The following is a 16213-nucleotide window of genomic DNA, read 5'->3' as shown; positions in this document are numbered from 1 at the left end:
ATCCAGCAGCGGAAAGATCCGATGCTACCCGGCGCTGGCGTTCCCTGGTGTGCGCGAGTGGGCGGGTCAGGCCCCGCCGCCAGCATCCTTGAGCTTGCGCACGTGGGTGTGGGTGGCCTGCAGCGGCTCGCCGTTGCGGCCGTGTGGCTGCATGTAGGGCAAGGGCCGCCGCGTACTCGATTCGATCAGTTGGGAATGGGGCTCACCGGCCTCGAAGCAATGCCGCTCGCCCCACTGGCGCAGCGCGACCAGCAGCGGAAACAGTTCCAGTCCGGCGGCAGTGAGCACGTATTCCTGGTAGGCCGAACCGTCGGAGGCCGGTTGCAGCTGCAGGATGCCGGCATCGACCAGCCTGCGCAGGCGGTCACTGAGGATGTTGCGTGCCGCGCCGAGGCTGCGCTGGAAGTCGCTGAAGCGGGTGACGCCGTCGAACGCGTCGCGGATCACCAGCAAGGCCCAGCGATCACCGAGCAGGTCGGCGCTGCGGGCGACGGGGCAGGGGCTGTTGGCGTGCATGGGTGTATCTCCAAATGTGGTTGCAGTTTAAAACCTTTGGCGCTAGCCTGCATGAGGTTTCAAATTGCAACTACATTATGAGCCCCGCTCCGATGCCCCGCTCCCTGCTGGTGCTGCTGGCAATCGCCGCCGGCGCCAGCGTCGCCAATGTCTATTACGCGCAGCCGTTGCTGGACCAGCTTGCGCGCACCTTTGCACTGGACCGTGCAGTGGCCGGTGCGGTGCTGGCGGCTACCCAGGCGGGCAGTGTGCTCGCATTGCTGGGGCTGTTGCCGCTGGCCGATCGCGGTGATCGGCGACGCCTGCTGCGGTTGCAGCTGATGGTGCTGGTGCTGGCCTTGCTGTGGCTGGCGACGGCCCGCACGGCGACCTGGCTGTTGTCGGGCATGCTGCTGACCGGGCTGCTTGGCACGGCGCTGACGCAGGGGCTTATTGCCTACACGGCAACACTGGCTCCGCCCGAGCAACGCGGACGCATCGTGGGCGTGGTGCAGGGAGGTGTATTCATCGGGCTGCTGATGGCGCGTGTGGTGTCGGGTACGGTGGCGGCAGCATTGGGCTGGCAGGCGGTGTATCTGCTGTCGGCGCTGGTGATGGCAACCCTGGCGGTGCTGTTGTGGCGGCGCCTGCCCGCAGTGCCGGTGCCGGAAGTCCCCCCACGCTGGCGCGAGCTGCTGGGCTCGATGCTGGGCATGCTGCGTACCGACCGAACGCTGCGCGAGCGTGGGCCACTGGCACTGCTGCTGTTTGCTGGGCTCAACGTGTTCTGGGCGGCCGCCCCGTTGCCGTTGTCGGCCCCGCCTTTGCATTGGTCCACCGCAGCCATTGGCTGCCTGGGCCTGGCCGGCGTGGTTGGTGCGTTGATGGCGGCGCGGGTCGGGCACTGGATGGACCGTGGATTCGCACATCGCGTCAGTCTCTGCGCGCTGCTGCTGATGCTGGCCGCGTGGTGGCCGCTGCTGGGTCTGCCGCACTCGCTGGCGTTGCTGCTGCTGGGCGTGGTGGTGCTGGACCTGGGTGGGCAGGCGCTGCATGTAGCGAACCAGGCCCTGCTGCTGCGCGCGCCGGGCGAACAGCATGGTCGCCTGGTGGCGCTGTACATGCTGTTCTATGCGATGGGCAGCGGTGCCGGTGCGACGGCGGGCACCTGGATGCAGGCCCATCATGGGTGGCCGGCGGTCTGCCTGCTGGGCGCCGGCATTGCGCTGTTGGCAGTGCTGTGGTGGGGCGCGTGGCGAGTGGTGGCGCTCAATGCATCGGCCGCGGTGCGAAGCGGTAGAGTCGACTGTTAGTCGACTGCTCTTCCGTCACTTTGCGAAAAACCCCGCGCTGCGCGCGATAGTCGACTGACAGTCGACTCTACACGCCACCGGGATGTTTCATTTCCGCCGGTTCACCGCTGCAGCGCACGCCGTCCCGGTGCTTCCTGTAGGGCCTCGCTGGCCACCACCACCCGGTTGCGGCCACTGCGCTTGGCCTCGTACATCGCAGCGTCGGCGCGTGCCATCAGCCGCTCGTAGTCCGGGTGGCCGTCATGGCCCGCCACGCCGATGCTGGCGGTCAGTTCCAGTACCTGCCCGTTGGCCAGCGCCACCGGCGAGTGCGCGATCTGCCTGCGCAGGCTTTCGGCAATCACCCCGGCCTGTGATTCGCTGGCCGCAACCAGCACCACCACGAACTCCTCACCGCCATAGCGGAACAGGTAGTCACTGCCGCGTGTGAGCTGCCCCAGCAGGCCGGCCACATGCTGCAACGCGCGATCGCCGGCATCGTGGCCGTGGCCGTCGTTGATTGCCTTGAAATGATCCAGGTCGAGCAGCAGCAGCGAGAACGGCGTGCGGTTGCGGGTGGCCAGCTCGATTTCCCGGCGCAGCACGGTGGGCAGGAAGCGGCGGTTGAGCAGGTTGGTCAGGGCATCGCTGCCGGCATCCAGTTCGCCGATGCGTTCGAACAGCAGCGTCATCAGGGTGCGGATCGCGGCCAGGTCCTCGCGGATGGCCGGCAGCACCGCCAGTCGCTGCGCCGGAGCATCGCCGCTCGCGCGCTGCAGGTGGCTGTCAATGCGGGCCATCAACTGGCCCACCTGCTGCGTTTCGCTGCTTTCGCCGAAGCTGGGGATGCCCTTGTGGGTGAACCACAGGCCAAACTCCGAGGTGGCCAGGCTGGCATTGTCGCTGGCCTGCACGTGGCCGGCGAGTGCGTAGAGCAGGGCGTTCTCCCAGTCCAGCAGCAGTGCGCGCTGGCGCTCGCGTTCGGTACCGACGTTCTGTACCAGCGAGAACAGCCGGTAGGCGGCGTCGGCACGGGTGGAGCGCTCGCGCGCATGGGTGTAGGCCAGGGTCATGCCTTCCATGGCGATGTCCATGATCGCGCTGAGGCAGTCGATGGCGGCGAATGCGGTCGCGCTGTCGGGTGCATCGTCGCGCAGGCGCAGGAACAGTTCGTGCTTGAGCACGCGTGCGCCGCGGGTGACCAGATCGACCGGAATGCCGACCCGCGCATGCACGTCGCCGATCACCCGCTGCGAGGCGACGGTGGCGACCACGCCGGCGGTGTCGGTGGTCAGCAGCTGCACCAGCCAGCGCTGCATCGCCGGCTGCAGGCGTTGCTTGACCTGTTCGTGGGACAGGAAGCGGCGCGCGCGGCCATCCTGCAGCAGCACTTCATAGAAGCGCCCGGCGAGCGCCGGTGGCGCGTCCGCGGCGGCGGCGTGCAGCAGCGCAGTGGCGGCGGGGCCGGCCTGCTGCAGGCACAGCTGCCACGCCTCGGCCAGCGGTTGGCTGGCTTCATCCAGTTGGGGTGTTTCCACGTCGATCTCTGACTGCGTACGACAAACCACGGGTATCGGCCGCGGTGGCGTGCGGTTGATGGCGGGTTAGCCGGCCAGTTTACGCGCGGTGCAGGGTTGCACGGTGCGCAAACCACATCGGGGCCGCTGCGGCAATGAGTGAACGCATTTGAGAATCAATCGCATTGATGGGAGAATGCGCGCACGGAGCGGGGTGCAGGTGCCTGCAGCAACGTTCCGCGCCTCCCCCTCGTCGTTGCCTCAAGCCCTTTGCCAGAGGCCCCGTTGCCCTGCCAGAAGGTTCAGACCATGTCCCCTGCCGTTGTCCTTTCGCCGCGCCCGCTGGCGCTCGCCGTTGCCGCCCTGTTGGCGGGCGGTGCCCTGACCGCCCATGCCGAAACCGACGCCACCGATATCGACACGGTGCATGTCACCGCCTCGCAGATCGCGCGCCAGGCGCTGGGCACCTCGACCATCACCGCCGAGGACATCGCCAGGCGCCCGCCGGCCAACGATATCGCCGAACTGCTGCGCACCATGCCGGGCGTCAACCTGACCGGCAACAGCGCCTCGGGCCAGTACGGCAACAACCGCCAGATCGATCTGCGTGGCATGGGCCCGGAAAACACCCTGATCCTGGTCGATGGCAAGCGCATCGGTGCCCGCGATGCAGTACGCATGGGCCGCAGCGGCGAGCGCAATACCCGTGGCGATACCAACTGGGTGCCGGCGGAGATGATCGAGCGCATCGAAGTGCTGCGCGGTCCGGCGGCGGCACGCTACGGCTCCGGTGCTTCCGGTGGCGTGGTCAACATCATCACCAAGCGCCCGACCGGTGATCTGACCGGCGCGGTCGACATGTACGGCCTGGTGCCCGAGCACAGCGCCGAGGGCGGCAGCGAGCGCGTCGGCCTGCAGCTGAGCGGGCCGATGACCGACACGCTGTCGTTCCGCCTGTACGGCAACCTCAACAAGACCGACGCCGATTCGCTGGATCTCAACCGCCAGTACGCCACCAATCCGAACGCGGTGCCACCGGCCGGTCGTGAGGGCGTCAAGAATCGTGATGTCAACGCGCTGCTGCGCTGGGACGTGACCGCCAACCAGGTGGTCGAGATCGAAGCCGGCACCAGCCGCCAGGGCAACATCTACGCCGGCGACCGCGCGGTCAGCACCACGGGTACTTCGACCGGCATCGATCTGGCTGCGCTGGCCGACGGCAAGGCGGAAACCAACCGCATGTACCGCAACACCGGCGCAGTCACCCATCGTGGCCGTTGGGGCGATGTGACCTCGCGGGTGACCGCTGCGGTGGAGGCGGTGAACAACTCACGCATCAATGAAGGCCTGGCCGGTGGCCCGGAAGGCAGCTTCAACGGCACCGACTGGTCGACTTCGCGCCTGCGCAACTACCAGCTGGATGGCGAAGTGAGCTTCCCGACCACGCTGGGCGGCGCCGAGAACATCTGGACGCTGGGCTTTGAATACCTGGACAGCCGCCTGACCGACCCGTACTCGATGAGCCAGTCCAGCACCAGCGGCGGCGGCTTCCCGGGCCTGTCGGCCGATCGCGCGCGCGGCAAGTCCGATGCGCAGACCACCGCCGTGTTCGTCGAAGACAACATCTACCTCGGTGAGCGCTGGATCGTTACCCCGGGCCTGCGTTTCGACCACCACAGCCAGTTCGGCAACAACACCAGCCCCAGCCTCAACGCGCAGTTCCGCATCAACAGCGACTGGGTGGTGAAGGGCGGTGTCGCACGTGCGTTCAAGGCACCGAACCTGTACCAGTCCAATCCGGACTATCTGTACTACACCCGCGGCAACGGCTGCCCCAATGCGCTGCCGAGCCTGGGCGCCGGTTGCTACATGCGCGGCAACGCGGACCTGAAGGCAGAAACCAGCCTGAACAAGGAGCTGGGCATCGAGTGGGCACCGCAGAGCGGCTGGCAGGCGTCGTTGACCTACTTCCACAACGACTACAAGGACAAGATCCAGGCCGGCTACACCCAGATCGGGCTGACCGCCGACACCAAGGGCCGCATCTTCCGCTGGGAGAACGCGCCGAAGGCGATCGTGCAGGGGCTGGAAGGCAACCTGGTGATCCCGCTGCTGGGCGAGCAAGGCAACCGCCTGAAGTGGAGCAACAACTTCACCTACATGGTGGAGAACGAGAACAAGACCACGCGCCAGCCGTTGTCGGTGATCCCGAAGTACACGATCAACACCATGCTCGACTGGCAGGCCACCGACAAGCTGTCGCTGCTGCTGACCGGTACGTTCTACGGCAAGCAGGAACCGGCTACCACCAACATCAACAACGACCCGCGCTGCACCGGCACGTGCGATCCGTCGGTGGCGCTGCAGGACCGTGGCGCCTACAACATCTGGGGCGTGAGCGCGCGCTACAAGGTGACCGACACGGTCAGCTTCGGTTTCGGTGTGAACAACCTGGCCGACAAGCGCCTGTTCCGCGGGGCCAACAGCAGTGATGCTGGTGCGGCGACCTATAACGAGCCGGGCCGCGCGTACTGGGCCAGCCTGCGCTTCGGGTTCTGACCCGATGAGACCTGCGCCGGGGCGTTCCCCGGCGCAGCCTGAAGGCTACTTCACCTGCCGGCAATCGCGCAGGTGGACGCCACCGGTGTCCATCTTGTCGACCACGCCTTCCAGTTTCACCCAGTCGTTCTCGCGCAGGGTAGCGCCCAGTGCCATCTGGTCCGGCGCAAGCGCACAGTGCACGGTGAAGTTGGCGTTGTTGTCTTCGTTCGACTGGCGCCCGCCGATGCCACCGATGCCTTTCATCTTGGTGACCAGATAGCCCACCTCGAAGGTCTTGGCGAAGCGGTTGGGCTGGGCGGTGTAGACCTGGCCGTCAATGATGAAACGACGGCCGAAATACTTGACGAGCAACGGCTGGTACATCGCATCGGTATCCGGCGGGGTACTGGTGCCGGAGAACAGTGCCCTGAGCGGTGCGGTGTTGATTTCCCGCTGCAGCCGCTTGGCGTCCTTGCCCATTTCGGTGGACATGCCGACCGCGGTGGCCTGGATCGGCTTGTCGAAGCCGCTGGAGACACGTACGGCTTCGGCGATCGCCTCGCCTTCGGGGCCGGTCTTGAGCTTGTCCAGCCAGCCGCACAGCGCGCTGCGTGCGTCCTCTTCCTTGGCGGTCTGTCCGCGGGACAGCTTGGTGCCGACCACCACGTTGCCGCCATTGGAGGCGGTGATGATGCTGACCAGCGGCATCTTCGTGTCGGTCTGCAGCACGTACATCTGGCCTTCGGTCTCGGTGATGACATCACCGCTGACGAAGTTGTTGCCCTCATCAAGCGCTGCCTTGCGGAGCTGGCCCAGGGCACTGCGGGGCTTCAGGCCGGGAAGGGTGACTTCTGAGGTGAAGAACTGGCCATTGCGGGGATCGCCTACCGCCTGGAAGTTCTGTTGGCAGGTCTTGGCCGAGGCGCCTGCGGCCATACCCAGCGCGCAGGCCACAGCGACGGCGACCCAGGGGGTCTTGGTAGTCCACATGTTCCAGATTCCTTGTGCTTGGGTGTCCATTGCGGGCAGCAACGCCGAAGCGATCTGGCCGCCCGTTCCCCGTCCAGAGGGGCTACGGCCATCATAGTGTGGCCCGGCGCAGGCGCAACCTTCAGCGACCGGCGCCGTGGATTCTGCAATGTTATAAACACCGTGATAGTTTCCCCACGGTCGCCAGCGTAGCCTGCCTCCATCGCAAAGGAGCTGTTGCCATGGGCCACGACCACGACCACCTGCCGTCCGAGATCCGCCACGAGAAGCCCTTGTGGTGGGCGCTCGGCCTGACCTCCACCTTCCTCGTCGTCGAGGTGGTGGGCGCGTTCTGGACCAACAGCCTGGCGCTGTTGTCCGATGCGGCCCACATGGCCACCGACGCATTGGCGCTGATGATCGCGCTGATCGCGGTGCGGCTGAGCCGGCGCCCGCCGGATGCGCGCCGCACCTATGGCTACGCGCGCCTGGAAGCACTGGGCGCGATGATCAACGGCGCGATGCTGTTCGTGGTTGCCGGCTACATCCTGTGGGAAGCCGTCGGGCGCTTCAGCAAGCCGCAGGAGATCGCCTCCACCGGCATGCTGGTGATCGCGGCTGCGGGCCTGGTCATCAACCTGATCTCGATGCGCCTGCTGCAGGCCGGCAGTGGCGAGAGCCTCAACGTGAAGGGCGCCTACCTGGAAGTGTGGGCGGACATGCTCGGCTCGGTGGCAGTGATCGCCGGTGCGTTGCTGATCCAGTTCACCGGCTGGAAGCCGATCGATCCGATCCTGGCCGTGCTGATCGGCCTGTGGGTGCTGCCGCGCACCTGGGTGCTGATGCGCGAGGCGATCAACGTGCTGCTGGAAGGCGTGCCCAAGGGCATGGACGTGGCCAAGGTGCGCGACAGCCTGTCCGGGCATGCCGCGGTGCTGGACGTGCATGACCTGCACGTGTGGGCGCTGGCCTCCAGCACGCCAGCGCTGACCGCGCATGTCGTGATGCGCGACGGCACCGATGCCGATGCGCTGCGCCGTGAGCTGGGCGCGCGCCTGCACGATGATTTCGGCATCGAGCACGTGACGCTGCAGATCGAGGCCGACCACTGCGGCGAGGCCTGCGGTGAACCGGCGCCGGCCAAGGGCGGCGAGCACGAGGGCCATGAAGGTCATGACCACGGCGAAGACGCACAAGGGCATCGCGGCCACGTGCATCGCTGATCGAAGATGACGCGCGCGCCGGGAGAGGCCCGGCGCAGCTATTCGTCCCGTCGCGAGGCCAGCCGGTCCGCCAGCCGGGTCGGCTCCGGCAGCCGGTAACCGCGCAGGGTGCGCTGCACCCAGTCCAGCGCGGTATCGGCACTGACCCGATGGCCGCCGGCCACGAACAGCGGCTTGCAGCGCACCTTGCTGCGCAGCACCCAGCCCAGTTGTTCATCGCCATCCCGCAGTGGCGCATGCGCGCCGGCCTCGGCGCCCGGCTCGATGAACCGGCCCACCAGTTTCGACTTTGCGACGCCGATGCTGGGCAGGTCGGTGACCACGCCCAGGTGCGCGGCCACGCCCAACCGGCGTGGATGGCTGATGCCGTGGCCGTCGACGAACACCAGGTCCGGCGTGCGCGGCAGCAGCGTCAGCGCGGCCAACAACGCTGGCAGTTCGCGGAAGCTGAGCAGGCCGGGGATGTACGGCATCACCGTTGGAATCCGCGCGATCTCCTGCGCCACGGGCTGCAGCGTATTCGCGTCCAGCAGCACCGCTGCGGCGCGGGTGGTGGCGCCGTTGTCTTCGAAGCCGACATCCAGCCCGGCCAGCCAGCGCACATCGCGGGGCAACCGGTCCTTGCGCTCCACGCGGCTGGCAAGCTGGGTCTGCTGCGCGCGGGCAGTGGCGACGCTGCCTTCCCAGCGTCCGGGGTCGATCACCGTATTCATTGGCCACAGCATGGCATGGGCAACGCCACGGCCCGGTGAGCGGCGCCCGGGGCTACAATGGTGGCCTGCCTTTCCTCGCGTTGGAGACCCTGCAGTGACCCGTAAACTCGTACTGTTGCGCCATGGCCAGAGCCAGTGGAACCTGGACAACCGCTTCACCGGCTGGGTCGATGTCGACCTGACCGAGCAGGGGCGCCGGGAAGCGGCCGCCGCCGGTCGCCTGATGCGCGAGGAAGGCCTGCAGTTCGACGTCGCCCACACCTCCGTGCTGAAGCGCGCCATCCACACCCTGCAGGGTGCGCTGGCCGAGCTGGAGCAGGACTGGCTGCCGGTGAACAAGTCCTGGCGGCTCAACGAGCGCCACTACGGCGGCCTGCAGGGCCTGGACAAGGCCGAGACCGCCGCCAAGCACGGCGAGGACCAGGTCAAGGTGTGGCGCCGGTCGTACGACATCCCGCCGCCGGCCATGGACCTGGAAGATCCGGGCCACCCGATCCATGACCGCCGCTATGCCGGCCTCGATCGCAACGCGTTGCCGGGCACCGAATCGCTGGCCACCACCCTGGACCGCGTGCTGCCGTACTGGCATGACGCCATCGCGCCGCAGCTGAAGGACGGCAAGACCGTGCTGGTCACCGCCCACGGCAACTCGCTGCGCGCGCTGTACAAGTACCTCAACAACGTCTCGCGCGAGGAAATCCTCGAGCTGAACATCCCGACCGGAATTCCGCTGCTGTTCGAACTGAACGACGATCTGACGGTGAAGTCGTTCCGCTACCTGGGCGACCCGGAAGCGGCGCGCAAGGCCGCCGAAGCCGTGGCCAACCAGGGCAAGGCGAAGTAAGGCAGAAGGCCGGCGCAAGCCGGCCTTCTTGTTTTTGTAGAGTCGAGCCATGCTCGACTGCTTTTTGGGCCTCTTGCCACAAGTGGCATGAAACCGGAACGGAGAGCAGTCGAGCATGGTTCGACTCTACAGAGAGGCGTCCTGTGACCTTTGGCCGGTCCCCGCGCTGGGCCTTCCCGGCTACCCTGTGAAATTACCCGCAGGAGAGCCTCATGAACTTCCGCAACCTGGCCCCGCTGGGCCTGACCATCGCCATTGCTGCCTCGCTGGCCGCCTGTGGCAAGAATGAATCCGCGCCGGCTGCCAACGCCGACGCCAAGCCGGCCTTCGACCAGTCGCAGATCAAGACCCCGCTGATCTCGCTCAACAGCGCCGACCTGGATCCGGCCATTTCGGCCTGTACCGACCTCAATGGCTTCGTCAACAGCAAGTGGCTGAAGGCCAACCCGGTGCCGGGCGACCAGACCACCTGGGGCAGCTTCGAGATCCTGCGCGAGCGCTCGCTGGAAGTGCAGCACGCGCTGGTGCAGCAGGCCGCCGCCAGCCAGGCCAAGGCCGGTTCGGTGGAAGCCAAGATCGGTGACATCTGGAAGACCGGTAACGACGAAGCCAAGATCGAAGCCGCCGGCCTGGCGCCGCTGCAGCCGCAGTTGGACAAGATCACTGCACTGAACGACACCGCCGCCATCACCCAGTACCTGCGCGACAGCCAGGCCGAGGGCAAGGGCGTGCTGTTCTCGCTGTTCGCCAATGCCGATTACAAGGATTCGGCCAACGTCATCGCCTACGTCGGCCAGGGCGGCCTCGGCCTGCCGGAGAAGGGCTACTACTTCGACGACGCGCAGGCCAAGATCCGCGACGCCTACGTGGCCTACATCGCACAGGTGCTGACCCTGTCCGGCGTGGACGCTGCACAGGCCACCGAGCAGGCCAAGGCCGTGATGGCCTTTGAAACCCGCCTGGCCAAGGCCTCGATGTCGCGCATCGAAATGCGTGACCCGGCCAAGCGCTACAACCCGCTCAGCGCCGCCGACGCCGACAAGCTGACCCCGAACTTCAGCTGGACCGCGCTGTTCGACACCCTCAAGGTGCCGGCCGCACAGAAGTTCTCGCTGGCCCAGCCGGGCTTCTTCGGTGAAATGGACAAGATGCTGGCCGACGTGCCGGCCAGCACCTGGCAGGCCTACCTGCGCTTCCACACCATCGACGATGCCTCGCCGTACCTGAGCAGCCAGTTCGAGAAGGCGAACTTCGATTTCTACGGCACCACCCTGCGTGGCCAGAAGGAAATGCAGCCGCGCTGGAAGCGCGTGCTGGAGTCGGTCAACGGCGGCATGGGCGAAGCGCTGGGCCAGCTTTACGTCGACGCCGTGTTCCCGGCCGAATCCAAGGTGGCCATGCAGCACCTGGTGGAGAACCTGTCGCAGGCGCTGAAGGCACGCCTGGAGCAGCTGCCGTGGATGGGCGAAGAAACCAAGAAGAAGGCACTGGAAAAGTGGGCCAGCTTCACCCCGAAGATCGGTTACCCGGACAAGTGGCGTGACTGGGCGGGCCTGCAGACCAACGGCGACAGCTACCTGGGCAACATGCAGGCAGCGCGTGCGTTCAACTACCGCTACATGCTGGACAAGATCGGCAAGCCGGTGGACAAGACCGAGTGGGGCATGACCCCGCAGACGGTCAACGCCTACTACAACGCCACCAAGAACGAGATCGTGTTCCCGGCCGCCATCCTGCAGGCGCCGTTCTTCGACGCCAAGGCCGATCCGGCGCTGAACTACGGCGGCATCGGTGCGGTCATCGGCCACGAGATGATGCATGGCTACGATGATTCGGGCAGCCAGTTTGCCGCCAACGGCAACTTCGACAACTGGTGGACCGACGCCGACCGCAAGGCCTTTACCGAGCGTACTGACCAGCTGGTCGCACAGTTCGATGGCTACGAGTCGGTGCCGGGCGTGTTCGTGAAGGGCAAGCTGACCCTGGGCGAGAACATCGGCGACCTCGGCGGCCTGACCGTGGCCTACGACGCGCTGCAGATGGCGCTGAAGGAAGACCCGAAGGCGAACGTCGAAGTTGATGGGCACAGCCAGGACCAGCGCTTCTTCATGAACTGGGCCACCGTGTGGCGTCGCAACTTCACCGATGGTGAGCTGCGCGTCCGCCTGAACACCGACCCGCACGCCCCGGCCAACTTCCGTGCCAACGGTGCGCCGTCGAACATGCCGTCCTATGCCGCTGCATTCCAATGCAAGGCGGGCGATGCGATGGTGCGTGCAGACGACAAGCGCGTGGTGATCTGGTAATCGATCGCACGTGATGCGTGGTGCGAAAGGCCCGGCGAATGCCGGGCCTTTTGTTTTTCACGGCCGGTAGTGCCGGGCCATGCCGGGTTGGCATCTCATGCCAGCTCGGGCTCCCGCGCCAGCATGCGATGGAAGCGCTGCAGCACGTAGGGATCCACCAGCCCGCCGGACTGCGCTTCGATGATCCGCAATGCGGTTTCATGCTCCATCGCATCGCGATACGGGCGCGCGCTGGTCATTGCATCGTAGGCATCCGCAACGGTGACGATGCGTGAGCCCAGCGGAATGCTCTCGCCTCGCAGGCCGTCGGGATAGCCGCTGCCATCGAAGGCCTCGTGATGGGCGCGGATCAGCCGCGCAACCGGCGCCGCGTCGCTGCGGCCGGTGGCCAGGAAGATGTGTTCGCCGCGTACCGGATGCTCGCGCATGATCGCGCGCTCCTCATCGGTATGCCGGCGCGGTGCCAGCAGCACATCGTCGGGAATTCCGATCTTGCCGATGTCATGGAAGCGCGCGGCCAGGCCGATCTGCGCGCAGCCGTCGTCGTCAAGATCGCAGTGCGCGGCCAGGCGATGCGCGAGCAGGCCGACGCGGTCACAGTGGTGGCGGGTGTAGGCATCGCGCATCTGCAGCGACATCGAAAGGGCATCGATCAGGCAGGCCTGCGCGTGCAGCAGGTCGGGGGCGGGTACGGCGTCAGGAAACATGGTCATCCGCCCGCACCGGGTGGGGACCGGTGCGGGGTATTCGGGGGCGATCAACCCGGGGCGAGGGTGGTCAGAAGGGCGCGGGCCGCATTGAAGCGGTCTTCCGGCAACGGCAGCGGGTGCTTGATGCGCAGCTTGTCGGGCCCTTCCATGGCGTACAGGTTCGGTTGTTTCTGGATCAGCTGGATCACCGCCATCGGGTCGATGTTCGGCTTGGATTCGAACACGATGCGGCCACCGTTCTCGCCCAGGTCGAGCTTGCGGATGCCCAGCGTATTGGCCTTGAGCTTCAGCTCGGCGATGGCGAACAGGTGCTTGGCCGCATCCGGCAGCAGGCCGAAGCGGTCGATCATTTCCACCTGCAGCTCGCGCAGCGCGTCGCTGTCGCGCGCGCTGGAAATGCGCTTGTACAGGGTCAGGCGGGTGTGCACGTCCGGCAGGTAATCTTCCGGAATCAGCGCCGGCACATGCAGCTCGACCTCGGCGCCACGCACTTCTTCGCCGGCATCCAGGTCGGGCAGCTTGCCCTGCTTGATGCTGCGCACCGCGCGCTCCAGCAGCTCGGTGTACAGGCTGAAGCCGACCTCGGCCATCTGCCCGCTCTGGTCCTCGCCGAGCAGTTCACCGGCACCGCGGATCTCCAGATCGTGCGTGGCCAGGGTGAAGCCGGCGCCGAGCTCGTCCATCGAGGCGATCGCTTCCAGGCGCTTCTCGGCGTCCGGGGTGATCGATCGACGGTCCGGCGCCACCAGGTAGGCATAGGCGCGATGGTGCGAACGGCCGACGCGGCCGCGCAGCTGGTGCAGCTGGGCCAGGCCGAAGCGGTCGGCGCGGTTGATGATGATGGTGTTGGCGTTGGGGATGTCGATGCCCGACTCGATGATCGTGGTCGACAGCAGCACGTTGAAGCGCTGCTTCTGGAAATCCAGCATCACCTTTTCCAGCTCACGCTCGGGCATCTGCCCGTGGGCGATGCCGATGCGCGCTTCCGGCACCAGCTCGGACAGCTCGCGCTGCATGCGGCCGATGCTTTCCACGTCGTTGTGAAGGAAGTACAGCTGGCCACCGCGCGCCAGCTCGCGCTGGAAGGCTTCGCGCAGCAGTGCGTTGTCCCACTGGGTGATGAAGGTCTGCACGGCCAGCCGGTTCGGCGGCGGCGTGGCGATGATCGACAGTTCACGCAGGCCGGCCATGGCCATGTTCAAGGTGCGCGGGATAGGCGTGGCGGTCAGGGTCAGCAGGTGCACGTTGGCGCGCAGCGCCTTCAGCGCTTCCTTCTGGCGCACGCCGAAGCGCTGTTCCTCATCGACGATGACCATGCCCAGGTCCTTGAACTTCACGTCCGGCTGCAGCAGGCGGTGGGTACCGACGATGACGTCGATGGTGCCGGCGGCAACCTTCTCCAGTTCGGCCTTGATTTCCTTGGTGGTCTTGAAGCGCGACAGCACCTCGACCTTCAGCGGGTAATCGGCGAAGCGGTCGCGGAAGTTGCGGTAATGCTGTTCGGCCAGCAGCGTGGTCGGCACCAGCACCGCCACCTGCTTGCCGGCGCTGGCAGCGGCAAATGCCGCGCGCACCGCCACCTCGGTCTTGCCGAAGCCGACGTCGCCGCAGACCACACGGTCCATCGGCTGGCTGCTGGCGAGGTCGCGCAGGGTGGCGTCGATCGCGGCCAGCTGGTCTGGCGTTTCCTCGAACGGGAAGCCGGCCGCGAACGGCTCATACATCGCGCGGTCCACCTGCAGTGCAAGGCCGGCACGCGCCTGGCGGCGGGCCTGGATCTCCAGCAGTTCGGCAGCCACGTCGCGCACCTTCTCGGCGGCCTTGCGCTTGGCCTTGCTCCACTGCTCGCCACCCAGCGAATGCAGCGGCGCGGTTTCCGCGGAGGCGCCCGAGTAGCGGCTGATCAGGTGCAGCTGGGCGACCGGTACATACAGGCGGTCGCCCTTGGCATATTCGATTTCGAGGAACTCGCCGGGCATGCCGCCGACGTCCATCGCGATCAGGCCCCGGTAGCGGCCGACGCCATGGTCCTCGTGCACGATCGGCGCGCCCTCGGTCAGCTCGCCGAGATCGCGGATGATCGCTTCCGGCTCGCGGCCGGCACGGCGCGTACGGCGGGTGCTGCCGGCGCGCTCGGGGAACAGCTGGCGTTCGGTCAGCACCGCAATGCGCGGATCGTCCAGCGCGAAGCCATCCTCCAGCGGCGCCACGGCGATCGCGAAGCGCGCATCGTCGGCGAGGAACGCGGGCAGGTCGGCCACCACCGGTGGTTTCAGCTCGGCGGCCTGCAGCACTTCCAGCAGGGCTTCACGACGGCCGGGCGAATCGGCGGCGATCAGCACGCGGCCCGGGTAGTGGCCGAGGAAGGATTTCAGTGCGTCGCCGGCCGGTGCGTCGCGCGCGGCCACCGGCAACGGCGGCAACGGCTGGTCGCCCAACGGGTGCGCGTCGGCGATGCGTGCGTGGTCAGCAGCCCACACCTCGATGCGCGGTGCATCGTTCAGGCGCTCGCGCAGCAGCTCCGGCGACAGGTACAGCGCCGACGGCGGCAGCAGCGGCCGTTCGACGTCGTGGCGGCGCTGTTCGTAGCGCTCACCGGTCTGCGCCCAGAACGCTTCGGCGGCTTCGCCAGTGCCGGCGCAGACCACCGGCAGGCTGCCGTCGGGCAGGTAGTCGAACAGGGTTGCGGTGCGTTCGAAGAACAGCGGCAGGTAGTACTCGACGCCGGCCGGGGCCAGCCCGGACTTCAGGTCCTGGTACAGCGCGCTGCGCCGGGTATCGACATCGAAGCGCTCGCGCAGCGTGGCCAGCACGCGGGCGATGCTGGCCTCGTCCATCGGGACTTCGCGGCCGGGCAGCATGTGCACCGCTTCGACCTTGTCCAGCGAGCGCTGGCTTTCCGGGTCGAAGGCGCGGATCGAATCGATGTCCTCGTCCAGCAGTTCCACCCGCAGCGGCTCGTCGGCGCCCATCGGGAACACGTCGAGCAGGCCGCCGCGCACCGCAAAATCACCCGGATCCATCACCTGCGGCACGTTGCGGTAGCCGGCGCTTTCCAGGCGGCGCTTCTCCGTTTCCAGGTCCAGGCGCTGGCCGACCTTCAGGTCGAAGCTGCCACCGATCACGTAGCTGCGCGGGGCCAGCTGCTGCAGCAGGGTCTGCACCGGCACGATCACCAGGCCGCGCTTCAGCGTGGGCAGGCGGTGCAGGGCGGACAAACGCTGCGAGATGATGTCCGGATGCGGGCTGAAGCGGTCGTAGGGCAGGGTTTCCCAGTCCGGGAAGGCGACCACCGGCAGGGCCGGGTCGCCGCCGAGCAGGGTGTGCAGGTCGGCTTCGAGCTGGTTGGCGCCGTGGTTGTCACGGGCGATCACCAGCAGCGGAGCGTCGTGCGCACGCGCGGCCTGGGCCAGGTACCAGGCCAGGGCGGTCGGCGAGGTGGGGGCGCGCCACCAGGCGCGGAGCTGGCCGGCACGCGGCAGCGGCGGGGCGGGATATGAGGTACGCGACATGGACCCCGGATTTTAGCAGAAGCCCCTGCCGGGCCCATGATCGTGACGTGAGCGGGTGTAGCGCCGGGCCAAGCCCGGCGAGCGCAGCGGT

11 protein-coding genes are annotated in these 16213 nt (G+C 67.1%); 5 read left to right on the top strand and 6 right to left on the bottom strand.

Annotation, left to right across the window (positions count from 1 at the left end):
- Positions 1-66 precede the first annotated feature (66 nt).
- Complete coding sequence (locus V3B41_RS03670) at positions 67-516, bottom strand: helix-turn-helix domain-containing protein (RefSeq protein ID WP_049429593.1); 450 nt, start codon at positions 514-516, stop codon at positions 67-69.
- A 77-nt stretch (positions 517-593) separates the two neighbouring features.
- Here V3B41_RS03670 and V3B41_RS03665 point away from each other — a divergent pair, with 77 nt between their 5' ends.
- A complete protein-coding gene (locus V3B41_RS03665; RefSeq protein WP_329860128.1) occupies positions 594-1808 on the top strand; it encodes an MFS transporter in 1215 nt (404 codons plus the stop codon).
- Between the two features lie 101 nt (positions 1809-1909).
- Here the strand turns inward: V3B41_RS03665 and V3B41_RS03660 are convergent, their stop codons facing one another.
- A complete protein-coding gene (locus V3B41_RS03660; protein WP_329860126.1) occupies positions 1910-3325 on the bottom strand; it encodes a GGDEF domain-containing protein in 1416 nt (471 codons plus the stop codon).
- A 288-nt stretch (positions 3326-3613) separates the two neighbouring features.
- Here V3B41_RS03660 and V3B41_RS03655 point away from each other — a divergent pair, with 288 nt between their 5' ends.
- Positions 3614-5863, top strand: a complete 2250-nt coding sequence (locus tag V3B41_RS03655; protein WP_329860124.1) for a TonB-dependent siderophore receptor — start codon at positions 3614-3616, stop codon at positions 5861-5863.
- Between the two features lie 45 nt (positions 5864-5908).
- Here the strand turns inward: V3B41_RS03655 and V3B41_RS03650 are convergent, their stop codons facing one another.
- Positions 5909-6835 carry a hypothetical protein gene (locus V3B41_RS03650; RefSeq protein WP_049429597.1) on the bottom strand — a complete coding sequence of 309 codons (927 nt, stop codon included), beginning with the start codon at positions 6833-6835 and terminating at the stop codon, positions 5909-5911.
- A gap of 221 nt (positions 6836-7056) precedes the next feature.
- Here V3B41_RS03650 and V3B41_RS03645 point away from each other — a divergent pair, with 221 nt between their 5' ends.
- Positions 7057-8037, top strand: a complete 981-nt coding sequence (locus V3B41_RS03645) for a cation diffusion facilitator family transporter (protein ID WP_049429598.1) — start codon at positions 7057-7059, stop codon at positions 8035-8037.
- Between the two features lie 38 nt (positions 8038-8075).
- Here the strand turns inward: V3B41_RS03645 and nfi are convergent, their stop codons facing one another.
- Positions 8076-8750, bottom strand: a complete 675-nt coding sequence (gene nfi / locus V3B41_RS03640; RefSeq protein ID WP_049429599.1) for a deoxyribonuclease V — start codon at positions 8748-8750, stop codon at positions 8076-8078.
- 94 nt (positions 8751-8844) lie between these two features.
- Here nfi and gpmA point away from each other — a divergent pair, with 94 nt between their 5' ends.
- Together gpmA and V3B41_RS03630 are read left to right on the top strand one after the other, a co-directional pair.
- The gene (gene gpmA / locus V3B41_RS03635; protein WP_004150217.1) at positions 8845-9594 is read left to right on the top strand and encodes a 2,3-diphosphoglycerate-dependent phosphoglycerate mutase; all 750 of its coding nucleotides are present in this window, start codon (positions 8845-8847) and stop codon (positions 9592-9594) included.
- A 212-nt stretch (positions 9595-9806) separates the two neighbouring features.
- Complete coding sequence (locus V3B41_RS03630; RefSeq protein WP_329860121.1) at positions 9807-11900, top strand: M13 family metallopeptidase; 2094 nt, start codon at positions 9807-9809, stop codon at positions 11898-11900.
- Positions 11901-11995: 95 nt separating this feature from the next.
- Here V3B41_RS03630 and V3B41_RS03625 read toward each other — a convergent pair whose 3' ends face one another.
- Positions 11996-12613 carry an HD domain-containing phosphohydrolase gene (locus tag V3B41_RS03625; RefSeq protein WP_049429601.1) on the bottom strand — a complete coding sequence of 206 codons (618 nt, stop codon included), beginning with the start codon at positions 12611-12613 and terminating at the stop codon, positions 11996-11998.
- Between the two features lie 44 nt (positions 12614-12657).
- The gene (gene mfd / locus V3B41_RS03620; RefSeq protein WP_329860119.1) at positions 12658-16122 is read right to left on the bottom strand and encodes a transcription-repair coupling factor; all 3465 of its coding nucleotides are present in this window, start codon (positions 16120-16122) and stop codon (positions 12658-12660) included.
- Between the last annotated feature and the right edge of the window lie 91 nt (positions 16123-16213).

The sequence above is a fragment of the Stenotrophomonas sp. SMYL89 genome, from assembly GCF_036319985.1.
Lineage (GTDB): Bacteria > Pseudomonadota > Gammaproteobacteria > Xanthomonadales > Xanthomonadaceae > Stenotrophomonas > Stenotrophomonas maltophilia_Q.
This window is presented reverse-complemented; position numbering and strand designations above follow the sequence as displayed.

Coding starts and splice junctions, on each gene's coding strand:
- V3B41_RS03670 (WP_049429593.1), bottom strand. CDS start 516: ATGCACGCCAACAGCCCCTGCCCCGTCGCCCGCAGCGCCGACCTGCTC.
- V3B41_RS03665 (WP_329860128.1), top strand. CDS start 594: ATGAGCCCCGCTCCGATGCCCCGCTCCCTGCTGGTGCTGCTGGCAATC.
- V3B41_RS03655 (WP_329860124.1), top strand. CDS start 3,614: ATGTCCCCTGCCGTTGTCCTTTCGCCGCGCCCGCTGGCGCTCGCCGTT.
- V3B41_RS03650 (WP_049429597.1), bottom strand. CDS start 6,835: ATGTGGACTACCAAGACCCCCTGGGTCGCCGTCGCTGTGGCCTGCGCG.
- V3B41_RS03645 (WP_049429598.1), top strand. CDS start 7,057: ATGGGCCACGACCACGACCACCTGCCGTCCGAGATCCGCCACGAGAAG.
- nfi (WP_049429599.1), bottom strand. CDS start 8,750: ATGAATACGGTGATCGACCCCGGACGCTGGGAAGGCAGCGTCGCCACT.
- V3B41_RS03630 (WP_329860121.1), top strand. CDS start 9,807: ATGAACTTCCGCAACCTGGCCCCGCTGGGCCTGACCATCGCCATTGCT.
- V3B41_RS03625 (WP_049429601.1), bottom strand. CDS start 12,613: ATGACCATGTTTCCTGACGCCGTACCCGCCCCCGACCTGCTGCACGCG.
- mfd (WP_329860119.1), bottom strand. CDS start 16,122: ATGTCGCGTACCTCATATCCCGCCCCGCCGCTGCCGCGTGCCGGCCAG.